This window comes from Kribbella sp. NPDC002412 (genome assembly GCF_053592935.1).
Window position 1 is genome coordinate 20003 of record NZ_JBSFBL010000066.1, and the last position, 18179, is coordinate 38181.

Annotated in this window: 15 protein-coding genes; 11 read left to right on the forward strand and 4 right to left on the reverse strand. The window is 69.7% G+C overall.

Annotation, left to right across the window (positions count from 1 at the left end):
- Positions 1–18: 18 nt before the first annotated feature.
- The 4 genes from ACWCOV_RS35870 (at position 19) to ACWCOV_RS35885 (ending at position 6278) form a co-directional block, all read left to right on the forward strand.
- Positions 19–1596: a GMC oxidoreductase gene (locus tag ACWCOV_RS35870; protein WP_449833814.1), complete on the forward strand. Its 1578-nt coding sequence runs from the start codon at positions 19–21 to the stop codon at positions 1594–1596.
- A gap of 34 nt (positions 1597–1630) precedes the next feature.
- Entirely contained in the window at positions 1631–3007 is a 1377-nt protein-coding gene (gene zwf, locus ACWCOV_RS35875; RefSeq protein ID WP_449833815.1) for a glucose-6-phosphate dehydrogenase, read from the forward strand.
- Between the two features lie 65 nt (positions 3008–3072).
- Positions 3073–4383 carry an NAD(P)/FAD-dependent oxidoreductase gene (locus ACWCOV_RS35880; RefSeq protein WP_449833816.1) on the forward strand — a complete coding sequence of 437 codons (1311 nt, stop codon included), beginning with the start codon at positions 3073–3075 and terminating at the stop codon, positions 4381–4383.
- Positions 4383–6278, forward strand: a complete 1896-nt coding sequence (locus ACWCOV_RS35885) for a glycoside hydrolase family 15 protein (RefSeq protein ID WP_449833817.1) — start codon at positions 4383–4385, stop codon at positions 6276–6278. Before ACWCOV_RS35880 ends, ACWCOV_RS35885 begins: the two co-directional genes overlap by 1 nt.
- Positions 6279–6284: 6 nt before the next feature.
- Here the strand turns inward: ACWCOV_RS35885 and ACWCOV_RS35890 are convergent, their stop codons facing one another.
- Positions 6285–7478, reverse strand: coding sequence for a cation:proton antiporter (locus ACWCOV_RS35890; protein ID WP_449833818.1), 1194 nt, complete (start codon positions 7476–7478; stop codon positions 6285–6287).
- A 273-nt stretch (positions 7479–7751) separates the two neighbouring features.
- On the opposite strand from ACWCOV_RS35890, the gene ACWCOV_RS35895 reads away from it, so the two are divergent.
- Genes ACWCOV_RS35895 through ACWCOV_RS35910 form a run of 4 tightly spaced genes read left to right on the forward strand, consistent with a single transcriptional unit; the run spans position 7752 to position 12074 of the window.
- A complete protein-coding gene (locus ACWCOV_RS35895) occupies positions 7752–8537 on the forward strand; it encodes an ABC transporter ATP-binding protein (protein ID WP_449833819.1) in 786 nt (261 codons plus the stop codon).
- A complete protein-coding gene (locus tag ACWCOV_RS35900) occupies positions 8534–9358 on the forward strand; it encodes an ABC transporter ATP-binding protein (protein ID WP_449833820.1) in 825 nt (274 codons plus the stop codon). The genes ACWCOV_RS35895 and ACWCOV_RS35900 overlap by 4 nt, the downstream gene beginning before the upstream one ends.
- Entirely contained in the window at positions 9355–11190 is a 1836-nt protein-coding gene (locus tag ACWCOV_RS35905) for an AMP-dependent synthetase/ligase (RefSeq protein WP_449833821.1), read from the forward strand. Before ACWCOV_RS35900 ends, ACWCOV_RS35905 begins: the two co-directional genes overlap by 4 nt.
- The gene (locus tag ACWCOV_RS35910) at positions 11187–12074 is read left to right on the forward strand and encodes a branched-chain amino acid ABC transporter permease (protein ID WP_449833822.1); all 888 of its coding nucleotides are present in this window, start codon (positions 11187–11189) and stop codon (positions 12072–12074) included. The genes ACWCOV_RS35905 and ACWCOV_RS35910 overlap by 4 nt, the downstream gene beginning before the upstream one ends.
- Before the next feature lie 32 nt (positions 12075–12106).
- Here the strand turns inward: ACWCOV_RS35910 and ACWCOV_RS35915 are convergent, their stop codons facing one another.
- Positions 12107–13303 carry an RNA-guided endonuclease InsQ/TnpB family protein gene (locus tag ACWCOV_RS35915; RefSeq protein ID WP_449833823.1) on the reverse strand — a complete coding sequence of 399 codons (1197 nt, stop codon included), beginning with the start codon at positions 13301–13303 and terminating at the stop codon, positions 12107–12109.
- Between the two features lie 62 nt (positions 13304–13365).
- Between ACWCOV_RS35915 and ACWCOV_RS35920 the strand changes: the two genes are divergently transcribed.
- The 3 genes from ACWCOV_RS35920 (at position 13366) to ACWCOV_RS35930 (ending at position 17364) form a co-directional block, all read left to right on the forward strand.
- A complete protein-coding gene (locus ACWCOV_RS35920; protein ID WP_449833824.1) occupies positions 13366–14481 on the forward strand; it encodes a branched-chain amino acid ABC transporter permease in 1116 nt (371 codons plus the stop codon).
- 10 nt (positions 14482–14491) lie between these two features.
- Entirely contained in the window at positions 14492–15793 is a 1302-nt protein-coding gene (locus ACWCOV_RS35925; RefSeq protein ID WP_449833825.1) for an ABC transporter substrate-binding protein, read from the forward strand.
- A 170-nt stretch (positions 15794–15963) separates the two neighbouring features.
- Complete coding sequence (locus ACWCOV_RS35930) at positions 15964–17364, forward strand: alkaline phosphatase PhoX (RefSeq protein WP_449833826.1); 1401 nt, start codon at positions 15964–15966, stop codon at positions 17362–17364.
- Here the strand turns inward: ACWCOV_RS35930 and ACWCOV_RS35935 are convergent.
- Positions 17336–17731, reverse strand: a complete 396-nt coding sequence (locus ACWCOV_RS35935; protein ID WP_449833827.1) for a YchJ family protein — start codon at positions 17729–17731, stop codon at positions 17336–17338. The genes ACWCOV_RS35930 and ACWCOV_RS35935 overlap by 29 nt on opposite strands.
- A complete protein-coding gene (locus ACWCOV_RS35940; RefSeq protein ID WP_449833829.1) occupies positions 17731–18090 on the reverse strand; it encodes a DUF4439 domain-containing protein in 360 nt (119 codons plus the stop codon). The genes ACWCOV_RS35935 and ACWCOV_RS35940 overlap by 1 nt, the downstream gene beginning before the upstream one ends.
- Positions 18091–18179: the final 89 nt, after the last annotated feature.

Below are 18179 nucleotides of genomic sequence, written 5' to 3' on the forward strand. Positions count from 1 at the left end.
GCGCCGAAAGGTAGAGGGATGGCGGCCGATCAGCACTACGACGTGATCATCATCGGTACCGGTGCGGGCGGAGGCACGCTGGCCCATCGGCTGGCGCCGTCCGGCAAGCGGGTCCTGCTGCTCGAACGGGGAGACTACCTGCCTCGAGAACGCGAGAACTGGGACTCCTCCGCGGTGTTCGTCCAGGGGCGTTACCGGGCGCCGGAGTTCTGGTACGACGAACACGGCCACGAGTTCCCGCCGGAGACCAACTACTACGTGGGTGGGAACACCAAGTTCTACGGCGCCGCGCTGTTCCGGCTGCGACCGCAGGACTTCGGTGAGCTGCGGCACCACGGCGGCGTGTCGCCCGCCTGGCCGCTGGGGTACGACGACTTCGAGCCGTACTACACCGAGGCCGAACATCTCTACCGGGTGCACGGCCGCCACGGTGAGGATCCGACCGAGGGCCCGGCCAGTGCCCAGTACCGGTTCGCGCCGGTCGAGCACGAGCCCCGGATCCAGCAGTTGAGCGACGACCTCGAGAAGCAGGGTCTGCACCCGTTCCACCTGCCGATCGGCGTCGATCTCCTGCAGGACGAGGAAGGCCGGGCGACCCGGGACAGCGCCTGCATCCGGTGCGACCGGGTGGACGGTTTCCCCTGCCTGCTCCAGGCGAAGTCGGACGCGCAGGTGATCTGCGTCGACCCGGCGCTGCAGCACGAGAACGTGTCGATGCTGACGAACGCGCACGTCCTGCGGCTCGAGACCGACCCGGCCGGGCGCACCGTCTCGCAGGTCGTGACCGAGATCGACGGGTCCACCGTCCAGTTCAGCGCGGATCTCGTGGTCGTCTCCTGCGGCGCGGTCAATTCCGCCGTACTGCTGCTGAAATCCGCGAACGACCGCCACCCGCAGGGGCTCGCGAACAGCTCGGACGTCGTCGGCCGGCACTACCTGCGGCACAACAACCTGGCGCTGATGGCAGTGTCGAAGGAGCCGAACCCGACCCGGTTCGAGAAGACCCTGGCGATGAACGACTGGTACCTCGGCGCCGACGACTGGGACTACCCGCTCGGCGGGATTCAGATGCTGGGCAAGTCCGACGCCGAGCAGGTCCGCAGCGGCGCGCCGCGCTGGGCGGGCAAGATCTCGCCGAACATGCCGTTCGAGACGATCGCCCACCACGCGGTCGACTTCTGGCTGTGCGGTGAGGATCTTCCGCAGCCGGACAACCGGGTCACGGTGCGCGCGGACGGCTCGATCCAGCTGGCGCTCGACGAGAAGAACAACGTCGAGGGAGTCCGCCGGCTCAGGCACAAACTGGAGGGCATGCTCGGCGACCTCGGCATGCACGAACACCGGCTGCTCGACCACAGCATCTATCTGCACAAGGGAATGCCGATCGGCGCCACCGCTCACCAGGCCGGCACCGTGCGGTTCGGCGACGATCCGGCGAGCTCGGCGCTCGACGTCAACTGCAAGGCGCACGACCTCGACAACCTCTACGTCGTCGACACCAGCTTCTTCCCGAGCATCGGCGCCGTGAACCCCTCGCTGACCGCGATCGCGAACGCGCTCCGGGTCGGCGACCACATCCTCGACCGGCTCGGCTGAGACCGGCTGACCCGGACCGAACAGGAGAATCTCTATGCCAACTGCTGACATGGATGCGCTGGTCATCTTCGGTGCGACCGGTGACCTCGCGAAGCTGGAGACCTTCCCTGCCCTGGTCGGGCTGGTCGACCGGGGCGTGCTCGACGTACCGATCGTCGGGGTGGCCAAGAGCGGCTGGGGACTCGACCAGTTCCGCGCCTACGCGGAGGCGTCGTTGCGGGCCAACGGGATCGATCCGGCCACCCCCGCCGCGGCCGGCATGCTCGGCCTGTTGCGCTACGTCGACGGCGATCTCGGCGACGATGCGACGTACGCCGCGATGGCCGACGAGATCGGCGCCGGCGGACGGGCGCTGTTCTACCTCGAGGTGCCGCCGCCGCTGTTCGGCCGGATCGCCGAGGGGATCGCGGCCGCGGGCAAGGCCGACGGGGCCCGGGTGATGGTCGAGAAGCCGTTCGGCACCGACCTGGCCAGCGCCCAGCAGCTCAACGCGACGATGAACCAGGTGTTCCCCGACGACGCCATCTACCGGGTGGACCACTGGCTCGGCCTGGACCCGCTGGAGAACGTGCTGTTCGCCCGCTTCGCCAACTCGGTGATCGAGCCGCTGCTCAACCGCGACCACGTGGAGAGCATCCAGATCACCATGGCGGAGAGCTTCGACGTCGCCGACCGGGGCAGCTTCTACGATCGCACCGGCGCGATCCGCGACGTCCTGCAGAACCACATGCTGCAGGTGCTCGCGAGCGTCCTGGCCGACCCGCCGGGCCGCCTCGACGACGCCGCCTGGCGGGCGCAGAAGACCGCGGTCATCAGCGCGCTTCGCCCGCTCACCGCCGAGGACGCCGTGCTCGGGCAGTACGAGGGTTACCACGACGTCGCCGGTGTCGATCCGCAGTCGCGGACCGAGAGCTACGTCGCGGTCCGGCTCGCCCTCGACACCTGGCGCTGGGCCGGCGTGCCGATCGCGATCCGCGCCGGGAAGTGCATGCCGGTCACCGCGACCGAGGTGGCGATCCGGTTCCGCCGTCCGCCGCAGGACTTCTTCCAGCTGGGACATTCCGCAGACACGAACCAGCTGCGGTTCCGGATCTGGCCGGAGAGTCAGGTCGGCATCACCCTGACCGGCAAGAAGCCCGGCGCCGGCTGGACCCCGCAGGCCGAGGACCTCACCTTCGCCGAGGCGCCGGGATCCGACCAGCGGCCGTACGACCGCCTGATCGGCGCGGCGCTCGCGGGCCGGCAGGCGCTGTTCGCCGCGCAGGACACGGTCGAGGCAGCTTGGCGAGTGGTCGAGCCGGTGCTCGGTGACGTCGTCCCGGTCGTCACGTACGCCAAGGGCAGTTGGGGCCCGAAGGAGGCCGACGCCCTGCTGCCGCACGACGTGATCTGGCACGACCCGGCCGGATGACCCGGGGTGGATCGATGAGACTGCGAACCAGGAGCGCCGCCACGGATCGGTCGGAGCCTCGCCGGGTGGTGATCGTGGGAGGAGGCTTCGCCGGGCTGTTCGCGGCGCGTGCGTTCCGGCGGCGACCCGTGCAGGTCACCCTCGTCGACCGCGCGGCTCACCACCTGTTCCAGCCGCTGCTGTACCAGTGCGCCACCGGAATGCTGTCCGAGGGCCAGATCGCTGTGCCGCTGCGGGCGATCCTGCGCCGGCACCACAACATCGAGTGCGTGCTCGCCGAGGTCACCGGTGTCGACGTCGAGACCCGCGTCGTGCACGCGACCCGGCCGACCGGCGGCGAGATCGAGTTCCCGTACGACGACCTGATCCTGGCCGCCGGGGTCCGGCAGTCGTACTTCGGGCACGACGAGTTCGCCAGGTTCGCACCCGGGATGAAGACGCTGGCCGACGCCTTGCTGATCCGGCGCCGGATCTTCGGCGCCTTCGAGATGGCCCAGTCGACCACCGACCCCGCGGAGCGCCGGCGCTGGCTGTCGTTCGCGCTCGTCGGCGCCGGCCCGACGGGGGTCGAGCTGGCCGGGCAGATCCGTGAGCTGGCCACGTCGACGCTGAGCAAGCAGTTCCGGGACTTCGACCCCGCCGAGGCCAGGGTGCTGCTCTTCGACGGTGGCGACGCGCCGCTTGCGCCGTTCGGCCCGAAGCTGTCCGCCAAGGCCGCCGCCGCGCTGACCGACCTCGGCGTCGAGCTCCACCTGGGGTCGATCGTCACCGACGTGAACCAGCACGGGTTGGTGGTCCGGGGGCGCGACGGCACGAGTACGCCGTACGAGGTGGGAACTGTGCTGTGGGCCGCCGGCGTGTCGGCGCCGCCGGTCGCCGACGTTCTCGCGAAGGCGGCCGGCGCGGAACAGGACCGCGCCGGGCGGATCAAGGTCGAGCCGGACCTCACCCTGCCCGGTCACCCGGAGATCTCGGTGGTCGGCGACGTGATGAGCCTCGACGACCTGCCCGGCGTCGGCGAGGTGGCGATGCAGACCGGGTACTACGCGGCGAAGCGGATCCGGAACGAGGCGGACGGCAAGACCGATCCGCCGAAGCCGTTCCGGTACCGCGACCTGGGTTCCGCGGCGTACATCGCGCGCGGTCAGGCGGTCGTCTCGGTCGGCCCGGTGCACCTGAGCGGCCGGGTCGGCTGGCTGGTCTGGCTCGGCATCCACATCGCGTTCCTGACCGGGTTCCGCAACCGCTTCGGGGCTGTGCTCAGCTGGGCGATCGCCTTCAGCCGGGAGACCCGGCGCGAACGAGCCTTCACGATGCAGCAGGTCGCGCCCGGCGGCGCCGATCTCTACCGCAACCGAACAGGAGACGATCCCTGATGCCTGAGTACCCACCCATCGCCGACCACGGACTGATCGGCGACCTGCAGACCGCCGCGCTGGTGTCCACCGACGGATCGATCGACTGGTTCTGCTGCCCGCGGTTCGACTCACCGAGCGTTTTCGGCGCGTTGCTCGACCACGAGCGCGGCGGCTGCTTCCGGGCCCGCGCGGTCGGTGCCGACGTCACCAGCCGGCAGCTGTACTTCCCCGACACCGCCATTCTGATCACCCGGTTCCTGACCCAGGACGGCGTGGGCGAGGTCATCGACTTCATGCCACCGAGCGGCAAGCAGCCCACCGACAACCACCGGATCCTGCGGATGGTTCGCTGCGTGCGCGGGCGGATCAAGTTCGAGGTGGACATCCAGCCCCGGTTCGACTATGGCCGCACGCCGCACGAACTGCAGCTGATCGATCCGGGCGCGGTCTTCGTGACCGACGACCTGAGTCTGACCGTGCACATCGTCCGCGAGCCTGATGACGAGCGGCTCGCGCAGGCGCGGGCCGACGGCGGCGACATCCATGTCGACATCGAGATGACGGCCGGGCAGACCCGGGGCCTGGTGCTGGAGTCGGCGGCCGACGGGCCACCGCGCGAGATCAGAGTCGCTGAGTTCACCGCGATGTTCGACGACGCGGTGAGCTTCTGGCGAGGCTGGCTGTCCACGTCGACGTACACCGGCCGCTGGCGGGAGATGCTGCAGCGCTCGGCGATCACCCTGAAGCTGATGACCTACGCGCCCACCGGCGCGCTGGTGGCCGCACCGACCGCCGGTCTGCCCGAGCAGGTCGGCGGCGAGCGCAACTGGGACTACCGCTACACGTGGGTGCGGGATGCGTCGTTCTCCGTGTACGCGCTGCTCGGTATGGGCTTCACCCAGGAGGCGGCCGAGTTCTGCGCCTGGCTGCGGGAGCGGGTGCACGAGCAGACCACGGGAGAGGGCGGGCCGCTCAACATCATGTACCGCGTGGACGGCTCGTCCGATCTGGCCGAGGAGTCCCTGGACCACCTCGACGGGTACCGCGGCTCCCGCCCGGTGCGGATCGGCAACGGCGCCTCGGAGCAGCTGCAGCTGGACATCTTCGGCGAGGCGCTGGACAGCATCTACTTCGCGGACCAGCACGGCATCGAGCTCGATCACCACGGCTGGGTCGCGCTGCGTGGCATCGTCGACTGGCTGGCCGACAACTGGGATCGGACGGACGAGGGCATCTGGGAGACGCGCGGCGGGCAGAAGAACTTCACCTACGGCCGGGTGATGAGCTGGGTCGCCTTCGACCGGGCCATCCGGCTGGCCGCGAAACACGGCCGGCCGGCCGCGCTGGAGCGCTGGGCGAACAGCCGGGACGCGATCTACGAGCAGGTGATGCAACGCGGCTGGAACGAGAAGATCGGCGCCTTCGTGCAGCAGTACGACGACATCGTCCTCGACTCGTCGATGTTGCGGATGGCAACGGTCGGCCTGATTGCGCCGAACGATCCGATGTGGCGGTCCACGCTGGACGCGATGGAGGCGGAGCTCGTCGCCGACAGCCTGGTCTACCGCTACAACCCGGCCGCGTCGCCGGACGGGCTCGCGGGCGACGAAGGAACCTTCTCGCTGTGCACCTTCAGTTACGTCGACGCCCTGGCCCGGGCGGGCCGGCTCGAGGACGCCCGGCTCATCTTCGAGAAGATGCTCACCTACGCCAACCACGTGGGGCTGTACTCCGAGGAGATCGGTCTGACCGGCGAGCAGCTCGGCAACTTCCCGCAGGCCTTCACGCACCTGGCGCTGATCGACGCGGCGATCACCCTCGACGCGGCGCTGGATCAGGCGAAGGCGAACGGAAGCCACGTCGCGACCGACGTCCCGGCCGCGCGCCGCCGGGCGGATGCGGCGGAGACCTGATCGGCGTCAGGGCCGGGTCTCGTCGAGCGCGTCGCGGGTGCGGGCGAGCCGGGCGTCGATGGCGACCGCGATCGCCGGGTACACCAGGACGGACAGCACGCCCGCACCCACCAGCGCGGCGGCGTTCTCGGGCAGCATGTGGCCGGTCTCGAGTCCGATCTCGCTGAGGGCGACGAGCAGCGGCAAGGCCGTCGACACCACGAACGTGAGCTCGAGGCGACGCGGCCAGAGGAGTGCGGATCGGTACACCAGCAGTGTCGGGAGACCTCGTACGACGAGCAGCAGCAGGAAGAACAGGAACAGCCGGCCAGGTGCCTCGAGGACGGACCGGAGATCGAGACTCATCCCCGACGACACGAAGAAGATGGGGATGAAGAAGCCGTAACCGATGGCATCGAGCTTGGGGTCCAGTGCCTCGCCGGTCCCGGGTCCCCAGCGGCGCAGGACGACGCCGGCCACGAACGCGCCCAGGACGACGTCGAGCCCGAAATCGTTGGCGACGACGAGCAGCAGCAACAGCATCGCGACCGTCCACCGCAGCGTCGTCTGCGAGGTCGCGTGCTGCCCCTGGGACAGGATCCGCGCGATCTTCCCGCCGCGACCCAGCCGGGGAGCCAGGCTCAGCAGCAGCCCGAGGACGCCCATCGCGAGCAGGGAGATGAGCCCGATGAACCGGCCGTGCGACCCGAGGAAGATCGCGATCGCCACGACCGGCAGGAACTCCCCGACCGCCCCGGCGGCCAGCACGTAGGCGCCGAACGACCCGCGCAGCATGTTGTGGTCCCGCAGGATCGGCAACAGCGTTCCGAGCGCCGTCGTCGTCAGTGCGAGCGCGACCGGCACGAACGCCCGCACAGCTCCCAGCGCAGCGAGCGCCGCGACGACCGCGGCGGCCAGGGCCGTGGTGACCAGCCAGCCGACGACCGCGAGCTTGCCGGCTCGCTGCCGGAAGACCGCCAGGTCGAGCTCGTAGCCCGCCAGCAGGAACAGGAACCCCAGACCGACGTTCGCGAGGAGTTCGATGCTGTCCGGGTCGGCCAGGTCGAGCACCTCCGGCCCGACCACCACCCCGCCGAGAATGAGCACCACCACCTGGGGAATCCGCAACCGGCCGAACAACCCGACGATCACAGGTGTCAACGCCGCCACCAGCACGACCACGAACAGGCTTGTCAGTCCCAGACCGAGTTCGGCGCTCATCCAGCCAGACTGACTGCCCGTCCGGGTCGGGAACCTCCCTCAGCCCGGACGATCCCACCGCGGCGCGCGCTGCGACGCCGGCCCCGCCCTGCTTGCCAACCGGGTTCGTTCGCTGTAATACCAGTTGCATAGCTGGTTTTACACCTGACGATTCGTCACGGTTGGGTGTGGTGTCCGGTTTTCGGCCTGCGAGGTCTTCCTACTCGTCAGTTGGGATGTCACACTCACTCGCCAGGACGGTGGTTGGGAACCTTCGGGGATCCGGGAGGCCGGATGCTGGCGGCGAAGAACCTCGAGGTCGTCTACGACGACGTCATGCTGGTGCTGCGGGGGGTCGGTCTCGAGGTCCCGCAGGGGCGGATCGTCGCCCTGCTGGGGGCGAACGGGGCCGGCAAGTCGACGCTGCTGCGCGCCCTGTCCGGCCTGCTCGACGTGCACGAGGGCGAGGTCCGGCGCGGCTCGATCACGCTCGACGGTGAGCCGATCCACACCTACGGCGCCAGCCGGATCGCTGCCCTGGGCATCAAACAGGTGATGGAGGGCCGGCGGATCCTGGCCGACCTGACCGTCGAGGAGAACCTGCGGATCGGCGGCCACGTCAGCCCGCGCTCGATCCGGCGGAACCTGGACCGGACCTACCAGCTGTTCCCGGTGCTGGCCGACCGGCGCCGCAAGCTGGCCGGCTACCTGTCCGGCGGCGAGCAGCAGATGCTGGCGATCGGCCGGGCCCTGATGTCGGACCCGAAGTACCTGCTGCTGGACGAGCCGAGCCTCGGCCTGGCGCCGATGATCGTGCGGCAGATCCGGGACGTGATCGTGCAGATCAACCAGCAGGGCACGACGGTCCTGCTGGTCGAGCAGAACGCGGCGATGGCGTTGTCGATCGCCGAGCACGGCTACGTGCTGGAGAACGGCGCGATGGTGATGGACAAGCCCGCGGCGGACCTGCTGGCCGACGGCGACGTCCGCGAGTTCTACCTCGGTCTCGGCGCGGAGGGTACGGCGAAGTCGTTCCGCGACGTGAAGCACTACCGGCGCCGGAAGCGGTGGCTGTCGTGACCGCGACCGAGGCACGCCAGAGCGAGAGCACGCAGGCGTCCACCCCGGTGCTCAGCTTCGCGGACGTCGTCCTCACCTTCGACGGCGTGACCGCGTTGAACGGCGTGAGCTTCACCGTGAACCCGGGCGAGCTGTTCGCGGTGATCGGCCCGAACGGCGCCGGCAAGACCTCGATCTTCAACGTGCTCTCCGGTGTGTACCGGCCGCAGCGCGGGACTGTCCGGTTCGGCGACCAGGACCTGCTCGGCCGCCGCCCGCACGCGATCGCCCGGCTCGGCATCGCCCGTACCTTCCAGAACATCGAGCTGTTCTCGAACCTGACCGTGCTGGACAACCTGATGCTCGGCCGGCACCACCATCACCCGTACGGCGTCCTGGCCGCGCTCGCGTGGCTCGGCAAGGCCCGCCGCAACGAGCGCGCGAACCGGCGGGCGGTCGAGGAGATCGTCGACTTCCTCGAGCTCGCGCAGTGGCGGCGGCTCCCGGTCGGCCTGCTCCCGTACGGCGTCCAGAAGCGGGTCGAGCTCGGCCGGGCGCTGGCGTCGGAGCCGAAGCTGCTGCTGCTGGACGAGCCGGTCGCCGGGATGAACCTGGAGGAGACCGAGGACATGGCCCGGTTCATCCTCGACATCCGCGACGAGCTCGGCCTGCCGATGATCATGGTCGAGCACGACATGGGCCTGGTGATGGATCTGGCCGACCGGATCATGGTGATCGACTTCGGCAAGCCGATCCGCACCGGGACGCCGCAGGAGGTCGCGACCGACCCCGAGGTGGTCCGCGCCTACCTGGGCGAGGAGCACAAGGTGGACCGGTCATGACCGCGACCATCGCCACCAGGGTCCGGGACCGGGCGCGGACGACGCCGCACGTGATCGCCTTGCGGGAAAAGGATCTGGGCATCTGGCAGCAGGTCAGCTGGGAGCAGTACTGGGACACCGCCGCGCTCGTCGGCCACGCCTTGCTTGCCCTCGGCATCGAGCCGGGCGACCGGGTGGCGATCCACTCGGAGAACCGCCGCGAGTGGCTCTACACCGACGTCGGCACGGTCGCCGTACGCGCTGCCACCGTCGGTCTCTACCCGACCAACCCGGTCGCCGAGGTCGGCTACCTGCTGCGGCACTCGGGCGCCAAGGTGCTGATCGCCGAGGACCAGGAGCAGGTCGACAAGGCTCTCGCGATCGACGACCTGCCCGACCTGAAGCACATCGTGTACGTCGAACCGCGCGGCATCCGGTACCGGTACGACGACCCGCGGCTGATCGCCTGGCCCGACTTCCTTGCCATCGGCCACGAGCACCGCGAGGCGAACCCGGACGCGATCGCACACCGGATGGAAGCGGCACAGGCCGACGACGTGGTCACGCTGATCTACACCTCCGGCACCACCGGCCCGCCGAAGGGCGTGATGCTGACCGCCGCGAACGTCGACTTCGCCATCCAGGAACTGGTCGAGCGCGGTGGTTTCACCGCGCCGCCGCCGTCACCGCGCGACAGCGTGCTGTCCTACCTGCCCTTGTGCCATGTGGCCGAGCGGATCTTCAGCGGCTGGTTCGGAGCGGGCGCCGGTGTCTGCGTGCACCTCGCCGAGTCGATCGAGACCGTCGCGACCAACCTGCACGAGGTGCAGCCGACCATCCTGTTCGGCGTCCCCAGGATCTGGGAGAAGATCGCGGCCGGGGTGCAGATCCGGATCGGGTCCGCGGACCCGGTCAAGCGCGTGATCGGCGGCTACTGGCTGCGCCGCGCCGACTGGATCGGCGGCGTCCTCGCGGCCAACGGCGGACGTCATACCCCTGTATCCAAAGCGGTTTACGCGATCGGCTGGCTGTTCTGCTACCGCGCGCTGAAGGACCGCGTCGGCCTGCGCAAGGTCCGGTACGCCGCCTCCGGGGCCGCGCCGATCGCGCCCGAGGTCCTGCGGTTCTTCATGGGCCTCGGCCTGCCGATGCACGAGGTCTACGGCATGACCGAGAACACCGCAGTGGCGACGGCCAACCGCCCGGGCCGGGTCAAGGTCGGCACGGTCGGCGAGCCGCACCAGGGCGTGGAGGTGAAGATCGACGAGACCACCGGCGAGATCCTCACCCGGCATCCGGGCACCTTCGCCGGCTACTGGCAGGACCCCGAGGCGACCGCGAAGGTGATCGACGCGGACGGCTGGCTGCACACCGGCGACGTGGGGGAGTGGGTCGACGGCACGCACCTGCGGATCACCGACCGGATGAAGGACATCATCATCACCGCGGGCGGCAAGAACGTCGCCCCGTCGGAGCTCGAGAACGCGCTGAAGGCGTCGCCGTACATCAAGGAGGCGGTGGTGATCGGCGACCGGCGCAAGTTCCTGACCGCCCTGATCGGGATCGAGCCGGACACCGTCGGCCACTGGGCCCAGCTGCACCGGCTGCCCTACTCGACGTACGGCGACCTGTCCGCGAAACCCGAGGTGGTCGCGCTGGTCCAGGGCGTCGTGGACGAGGTCAACGCGCGGTTCGCCACCGTCGAGCAGGTGCGGTCGTTCCGGCTGCTGCCGAAGCTGCTGGACCACGAGGACGGCGAGCTGACCGCGACCCAGAAGGTGAAGCGCAAGGCGGTCGCCGACACCTTCGCCGGCCTGGTCGACTCGATGTACGCCGGGGGTGGCGCCCGGTGAACGAATTCGTCGCCACCGTCGTCCGCGGTCTCGGCAACGGGGCGATCTACGCCCTGCTGGCGCTCGGCTTCGTGATCGTCTACAAGTCGATGCGGGTGATCAGCTTCGCCCAGCCGGCCTTCATGATGACCGGCGCGCTGCTGGTCGGCTACCTGGTGCTGGAGATGAACTTCTTCCTCGCCGTCCTGGTCGCGCTGCTGCTCACCGCGCTGCTCGGCGCCGGCGTGGAACGGCTGGCGCTGCGGCCGATGATCGGCAAGCCGGTGTTCGTGATCGCGATCATCACACTCGGCGTCGACATCGTGATCCGCACGGTGGTGAACTCCTTCATCGGCCTGGACATCCGCCAGATGGGTGATCCGTGGGGCCTGAAGCAGGTCGACCTGCTCGGAGCGAAGATCGACCAGCGGCACCTCGCCACGCTGGTGACGACGCTGATCGTGGTGGCCGCGCTGTTCGCGTTCTACCGCTGGTCGCGGACCGGGCTGGCGATGCGGGCGGCGTCGTCGGACCAGGAGGTCGCGCTCGCGCAGGGGGTGTCGGTCGGCCGGGTGTTCTCGCTGTCCTGGGCGCTCGCGGCCGCGCTCGCCGCGCTGGCCGGGGTCTTCCTGTCGACCGGGATCGGGCTCGAGCAGAACCTCTGGCTGACGGCGCTGAAGGCGCTGCCGGTGATCATCCTCGGCGGTCTCGACTCCCTCGGCGGGGCAGTGATCGCGGGCCTGTCGATCGGGGTGGTCGAGGCACTCGTCGGCAGCTACGGCGACAACCTGCATCCCGTCTTCGGCGGCGACTTCTTCCTGGTCGTGCCGTACCTCCTGATGCTCCTCGTCCTGCTGGTCAAACCCTACGGCCTGTTCGGCACCAGAGAGGTGGAGCGGATTTGACGTCCTCCCCGCCGGGGCGGGGATTCCAACTACTACGCGGAGGTAGCGTGTTGAGGTTCACGCTTCGGCGAGACCCATGCGGGCGTCTCTCGGCGTGCGCTGACGGCCCGTCCGGCCGCGATGTTGACTGCCGCGTTCACATCCGCGTTCGCCTGATTCCCGCAGGCGACGCACCGGAACACCGATTGGCTCTCTCGGTTCTCTGGCGCGCGGTGCCCGCAGACGCTGCAGGTCTGCGACGTGTACGCGGGATTGATCTTTTCGACCCGTCCCGCTGCTTTGTGCTCCAGGCGCTGGACGAGCAGGCTCCAGCCGTTGGCCAGGATGCCGCGGTTGAGCCCGGCTTTGGCGCGGCGACGGTTCGGCAGGTAGGTGCCTGGTCGTTCAGGGTCGAGCTTCGGCTTCGGACGGCGAGTCATCTGGGCGACACGCAGGTCCTCCACCCGGATCAGGTCGAAGCGGCGGGCGAGGTTGGTGCTGGTCTTCTCGACCCAGTCCTTACGGCGGTCCCCGGCCAGGGCGTACAGCTTGGCGATCGCGATCTGCACCCGTCGGCGCCGGTTCGAACCGCGGCGGCACCGGGACAGGCGTTGCTGCAGGTGCTTGAGCCGTTCCTGCTCGCGCTCCGACAGGCTGGGGCAGTTCAGGCGGTCGCCGGTCGACAAGGCGGCCGACACGGCGATGCCGCGGTCCACGCCGACGACATCACCCGTGCCGGGTGCAGGGATCGGCTCCGGCACGACAGCGAACGCGAGGTGCCAGCGTCCCGCCCGATCGCGAGTGACCCGGTACGACTTCGCGTCGGGCAGCGCGCGGGACAGCCGGAACCGCACCCAGCCGACCTTGGGCACCAGCACCCGCGCCCACTTCCGGCTCAACGGCTCAACACGACGGGCCTGGGAACCGACGATGTGGAATCCTTCGTGCAGCCCGGCCTTGCGCCAGCTCGGGCGCCGGTGGGTGCGCGCATAGAAGTTCTTGACAGCCTGGGCGAAGTCCCGCAGGGCCTGCTGTTGCACGGTCTGCGACCCTGCTCGAAGCCACCCGAATGCCGCCCTGGCCTCGGTGAGTTGCCTGGCTTGCTCGACGTACCCAGGTGTCGGTCCCCTGTCGGGGGTCCACATCGACCACAGCTCGAGCGCCAGGTTCCACATGGTCCGGGCGTGCCTGCACTGCTCCAGCAAGGCAGCTTCCTGCGCGGGAGTGGGGCACAGCCGGTATCGGGACATGCCGTCTACCCAATCAGCCGGGACCGACAATCCCCGGTTTCGGAGGCGAGGCGACAAAAGCCATGACCACCTCACTCGGAAGGCCCCTGCTCTACCTGTCCTACAAGCAGGACATGTCGTTGCTCAACACGCCGGCGAAGCGGATGTGGACGGGGGTGCTCGTGGTCCTCGCGGTGTTGTTGCCGTTCCTGCTGACCGACGACCTCCTCGTCGTGCTGGCGACTGCGTGTGCCGCGTCGATCGGGGCGATCGGGCTGAACATCGTCACCGGATACGGCGGCCAGGTGTCGCTCGGTCATGCGTTCTTCCTGGGGATCGGGGCCTACACCGCGGCGGCGTTGTCGGGTGATCCGGACAGCACCCGGCTGATCGGGTTCGGGATCACCTCGCTGCCGATCTGGTTGCTCGCGGCCGGGCTGGTCGCCGGGCTGGCCGGGTTGATCGTCGCGCCGCTGGCGGCCCGGCTGCGGGGGTTGTACCTGGCCGTGGTGACACTCGGGCTGGTGTTCATCGGGGAGCACATCTTCAAGCACTGGCGGGAGCTGACCGGGGGAGTCGGGGTCGGGCGGCCGGCCGCCGTACCGGAGTTGTTCGGGTTCCAGTTCGCCGTGGACGGCGCGAGCTTCACCAAGGCGCAGAAGCTGTACCTGCTGATGCTCGTGCTGCTGGTGATCTTCGGCGTGCTGGCCCGCAACCTGGTCCGGTCCAGGATCGGCCGGGCGCTGGCCGCCGTCCGGGACCGGGACCTGGCCGCCGAGGTGATCGGGGTCGACGTGACCCGGTACAAGATGATCGCGTTCGCGGTGTCGTCGTTCTACGCCGGCGTCGCGGGCGCGCTGCTGTACGTGATGATCGGCTTCGTCGAGCCGGGGTCGTTCAACCTCGGCATGTCGGTGCAGTACATCGCGATGGTGCTGATCGGCGGTGTCGCGACGATCTCCGGATCGGTGCTCGGCGCGCTGTTCATCACCCTGCTGCCGCGGGTCACCCGCGAGCTTCCGGCCGTGCTGCCGTTCATCAGCGCGAGCTCCACGGCCGGGGGCATCACGGTCTTCCAGGTCGAGACGATCCTCTACGGCCTGTTGATCATCGGCTTTCTGATCTTCGAGCCGCGAGGGCTGTTCGGGATCTGGATCAGAGTCCGCACCTACTGGAAGTCGTGGCCGTTCTCGCACTGAAGGAGTATCGATGAGCGTGCACAGGGGAATCGCCGTCGCCGTCGTGGCGGCGCTGGTGTTGGTCGCAGGGTGCCGCAACGACGCCCCGGAGGCCCAGGAGGGCAGTTCGGGGGTCAAGTTCGACGTCGGCGTCACCTCCGAGCCGTGCCCGGCCGCGGTCGACTCGTCCAAGGGCTGCATCTACCTCGGCTCGATCTCGGACCTCACCGAGGGCCCGTTCAAGGCGCTCGGGGTCCCGATCACCGAGAGCCAGAAGGCGTTCTGGAAGCGGGTCAACGAGGCCGGCGGGATCGGCGCCTTCGAGGTCGACGTGTCGAAGTACACCAAGGACAACAAGTACAACCCGCAGATCCACAACGAGGTGTACGCCGAGATCAAGCCCGACGTGCTCGGGCTGGCGCAGACGCTCGGCTCGCCGACCACCGCGGCGATCCTGGGCGACCTGAAGTCCACCGGGATGGTCGGGGTGCCGGCGTCGTGGACGTCGGCGTGGGCGTTCGAGGACGTGATCCTGGAGTCCGGCACGAACTACTGCTTCGAGTCGATGAACTCGGTCGACTTCGCGGTCGAGACGCTGAAGCCGAAGAGCGTCGCCGCGGTGCACTTCCCGGGTGACTACGGCGACGACGCCGCGGCCGGGACGAAGATCGCGGCCGAGGCCAACGGGCTGACGTTCACCGACATCCCGACTGCGCCCGGGCAGGAGAACCAGGGCGCGGCGATCCAGAAGCTGGTCGCGGCCAAGCCGGACCTGGTCATCCTGACCACCGGCCCGACCGAGGCGGCCACGATCGTCGGCGGGGCGGCGCAGAACGGGTTCAAGGGCCAGTTCATCGGCACCAGCCCGACCTGGAACCCGGCGCTGCTGAAGAGCCCGGCCGCGCCCGCGCTGACCGCGCTCTACCGGCAGTCCGGGCCGTGGGCGCCGTACGGCGCGAACACGCCCGGGCACAAGGCGCTCGCCGAGTCGATCGACCAGGCGACGTTCCGGGCGGCGCCGAACGACGGTTACACGGCCGGCTGGGTCTGGTCGTACCCGCTGAAGGCCGCGCTGCAGAAGGCGGTCGACGCGAAGGACCTCACCCGGACCGGACTGCTGAACGCGGTGAAGTCGCTGGAGACGGTCGACTACGAGGGGATGCTGCCGGCCGAGGCGGGCCGGTTCTCCGGCGACCCGAACGACCGGGTGTTCCGGGCCAGCATCATCTCCAAGGTGGACCCGGCGGCGCCGACCGGCGTCACGGTGGAGCGGGACTTCTTCACCGGGAAGACGGCGAAGGCGCACGAGTTCTCGAAGCCCTGCTACCAGTAGTCGGTTGAAAAATCTCCCGCGCTTCGCTGGGGGTTGGGGAGGAGGTGGCACCCGCGACGCGGAAAGTCGCGGGTGCCACGGCGCGCGGTTCGCCTTGTCGTTGTCTGTCGTTCACCGTACGTTCATCGATGACCGGCAGATCCTTTCCGCCCACGAGGAGGCCACCCACCGTGTCCGTTGAGCACAATCCCCTGTCCCGGCGGCAGTTCGTCGCCCGAGCGGCCGCGGCGGGTGTCGCGGTCAGCGTCGCGGGCTCCGTCGAGGCGCTCTACACCGCCCAGCCCGCGCTCGGCACGTCCGGCCCGAAGCTCGGCTACGGCCCGCTGATCGAGGACCCGAACGGCATGCTCGACCTGCCCCGCGGGTTCAGCTACAAGATCCTGTCCCGGGAGGGCACCGTCCGTCCCGACGGCCTGAAGACGCCGAGCCGGTTCGACGGCATGGGCGCCTTCCCGGACCGGGACGGCGGCTCGCGCCTGGTCCGCAATCACGAGTGCAGCCCGACCGCCACCATCAAGGTGGTCGCGCCGCCGGAGCGCACCTACGACCCGGGTGCCGCCGGCGGCACCAGCACGCTGGTGGTGGACAAGCACAACCACACCGACCGGGAGTTCGTCAGCCTCGGCGGGACCGCGATCAACTGCTCCGGCGGCATCACGCCGTGGCGCACCTGGCTGACCTGCGAGGAGACCGAGGCCAAGGCCGGCGACACCGGCTACACCAAGGACCACGGCTTCATCTTCGAGGTCGACCCGTACGACGACCGCCGCAACGTGGACCCGACGCCGCTGAAGGCGATGGGCCGGTTCCAGCACGAGGCGGTCGCGGTCGATCCGGCGACCGGGATCGTGTACGAGACCGAGGACGCGTTCGTCGCGCCGCTCGGCGGGTTCTACCGGTTCCTCCCGAACCGTCCGCGCGGTGGATGGGGTTCGCTGCGGGCGGGCGGGGAGCTGCAGGCGATGCACATCCCGGGCCTGCCGGACCTGTCCGTCGTCCAGGAGGCGGGGGCCCAGTTCGGCGGTGTGCAGTGGCTCAAGGTGCCGGACCCGCTGGCGACCACGCAGTCGGTCCGCGCCCAGGACTACGGCAAGCCGATCACCGGCGGCTACAAGCTGGAAGGCTGCTGGTGGGGCGCCCGGGACCGCTGCGTGTACTTCGTCTCGTCGTTCGCCCGGACCGAGCTCGGCCCGAAGGTCGACCACGACGGCCAGGTCTGGCGCTACGACCCGCGGAAGCAGACGCTGCGCCTCGAGGTGATCTTCACCCGGCCGTCGCCGGGCTCCGACGACCCGGAGTTCGACGCCCCGGACAACATCACGATGTCGCCGTACGGCGGCCTGATGATGTGCGAGGACGGCCTCGGCGAGCAGCACATCCTCGGCACCACCGAGGACGGCGAGGTGTTCAAGTTCGCCCGCAACCGGGTCAACAACGGCACCCCGGAGGACCCCGAGTTCGGCGAGCTGGCCGGCGCCGGCTTCTCCGCCGACGGCCGGACCATGTTCTTCAACGTCTACACGCCGGGGATCACGTACGCGATCACCGGTCCGTGGCGCCGACGGAGGTGACGTAGACCCAGGCGCCGTCTTCGCGCACGAAGCGGCTGTTCTCCTGCTGGTGGCCCGTCCGCCCGCCGAGCCGGTAACTGGCCCGGAACTCGACGGTGCCCGCGGTGTGGAACGGACTGCCGTCGGTGGTGCCGAGGATCTCGAGACCCGTCCAGCGGATGTCCTCATCCAGCTGAAGCTCCGCTGGACGGGTCGCGGCCGACCAGGTGCGGAGCAGGTACGCCGTGTCGCCGACGACGAAGGCCGAGTAGCGCGAGCGCATCAGCTGCTCGGCGGTGGTCGCCGTACCGCCGTCATGGAGCGGGCCGCAGCAGTCTGCGTACGAGGCGCCGAGCCCGCACGGACAGGGTGAAGTGCGTCTGGCCATCAGACATCGCCGGGGAAGGCGACCGGCGCTCCGCCCCAGGCGAGCTGGGCGCTGGCGGTGGCCAGCAGGCTCTGGATCGCGAAGGCCCGGACCGCCGGTTGCTCGGCCGCCTCGACCAGGTCGCCGTACACGGCGGCCAGCCGGCGCTCGATCAGCAGGACCAGCGCCGAGGCCGTCGCCGCGTTGGAGACCACCTGCGGCAGGTCGTACGCCGCCTCGGCGGCGACCGGGGTCTGGTCGGCCGCGACGATCAGCTGCGACAGGCGGTCGCGGTTGCGCCGGTGCTGCTCGTAGCTGTCGGTCGCCGCCCGGAAGCGTGCGCCGCTCAGCTTGCCGCCGGCGACGCCCACGCCGTACATCGCCGCGTGCTCACCGGCGAGCGCCGCCTGGAGTCCGCAGCAGCTGCGCGGCCCGGTTGGGCACGAAGTCCAGCTCGGCCGCGGCTTCG

Excerpts from the sequence above, each read along its gene's own strand:
- zwf (WP_449833815.1), top strand. The coding sequence starts at position 1,631 with ATGCCAACTGCTGACATGGATGCGCTGGTCATCTTCGGTGCGACCGGT.
- ACWCOV_RS35940 (WP_449833829.1), bottom strand. The coding sequence starts at position 18,090 with ATGTACGGCGTGGGCGTCGCCGGCGGCAAGCTGAGCGGCGCACGCTTC.
- ACWCOV_RS35905 (WP_449833821.1), top strand. The coding sequence starts at position 9,355 with ATGACCGCGACCATCGCCACCAGGGTCCGGGACCGGGCGCGGACGACG.
- ACWCOV_RS35935 (WP_449833827.1), bottom strand. The coding sequence starts at position 17,731 with ATGGCCAGACGCACTTCACCCTGTCCGTGCGGGCTCGGCGCCTCGTAC.
- ACWCOV_RS35885 (WP_449833817.1), top strand. The coding sequence starts at position 4,383 with ATGCCTGAGTACCCACCCATCGCCGACCACGGACTGATCGGCGACCTG.
- ACWCOV_RS35915 (WP_449833823.1), bottom strand. The coding sequence starts at position 13,303 with ATGTCCCGATACCGGCTGTGCCCCACTCCCGCGCAGGAAGCTGCCTTG.
- ACWCOV_RS35890 (WP_449833818.1), bottom strand. The coding sequence starts at position 7,478 with ATGAGCGCCGAACTCGGTCTGGGACTGACAAGCCTGTTCGTGGTCGTG.
- ACWCOV_RS35895 (WP_449833819.1), top strand. The coding sequence starts at position 7,752 with ATGCTGGCGGCGAAGAACCTCGAGGTCGTCTACGACGACGTCATGCTG.
- ACWCOV_RS35870 (WP_449833814.1), top strand. The coding sequence starts at position 19 with ATGGCGGCCGATCAGCACTACGACGTGATCATCATCGGTACCGGTGCG.
- ACWCOV_RS35920 (WP_449833824.1), top strand. The coding sequence starts at position 13,366 with ATGACCACCTCACTCGGAAGGCCCCTGCTCTACCTGTCCTACAAGCAG.
- ACWCOV_RS35925 (WP_449833825.1), top strand. The coding sequence starts at position 14,492 with ATGAGCGTGCACAGGGGAATCGCCGTCGCCGTCGTGGCGGCGCTGGTG.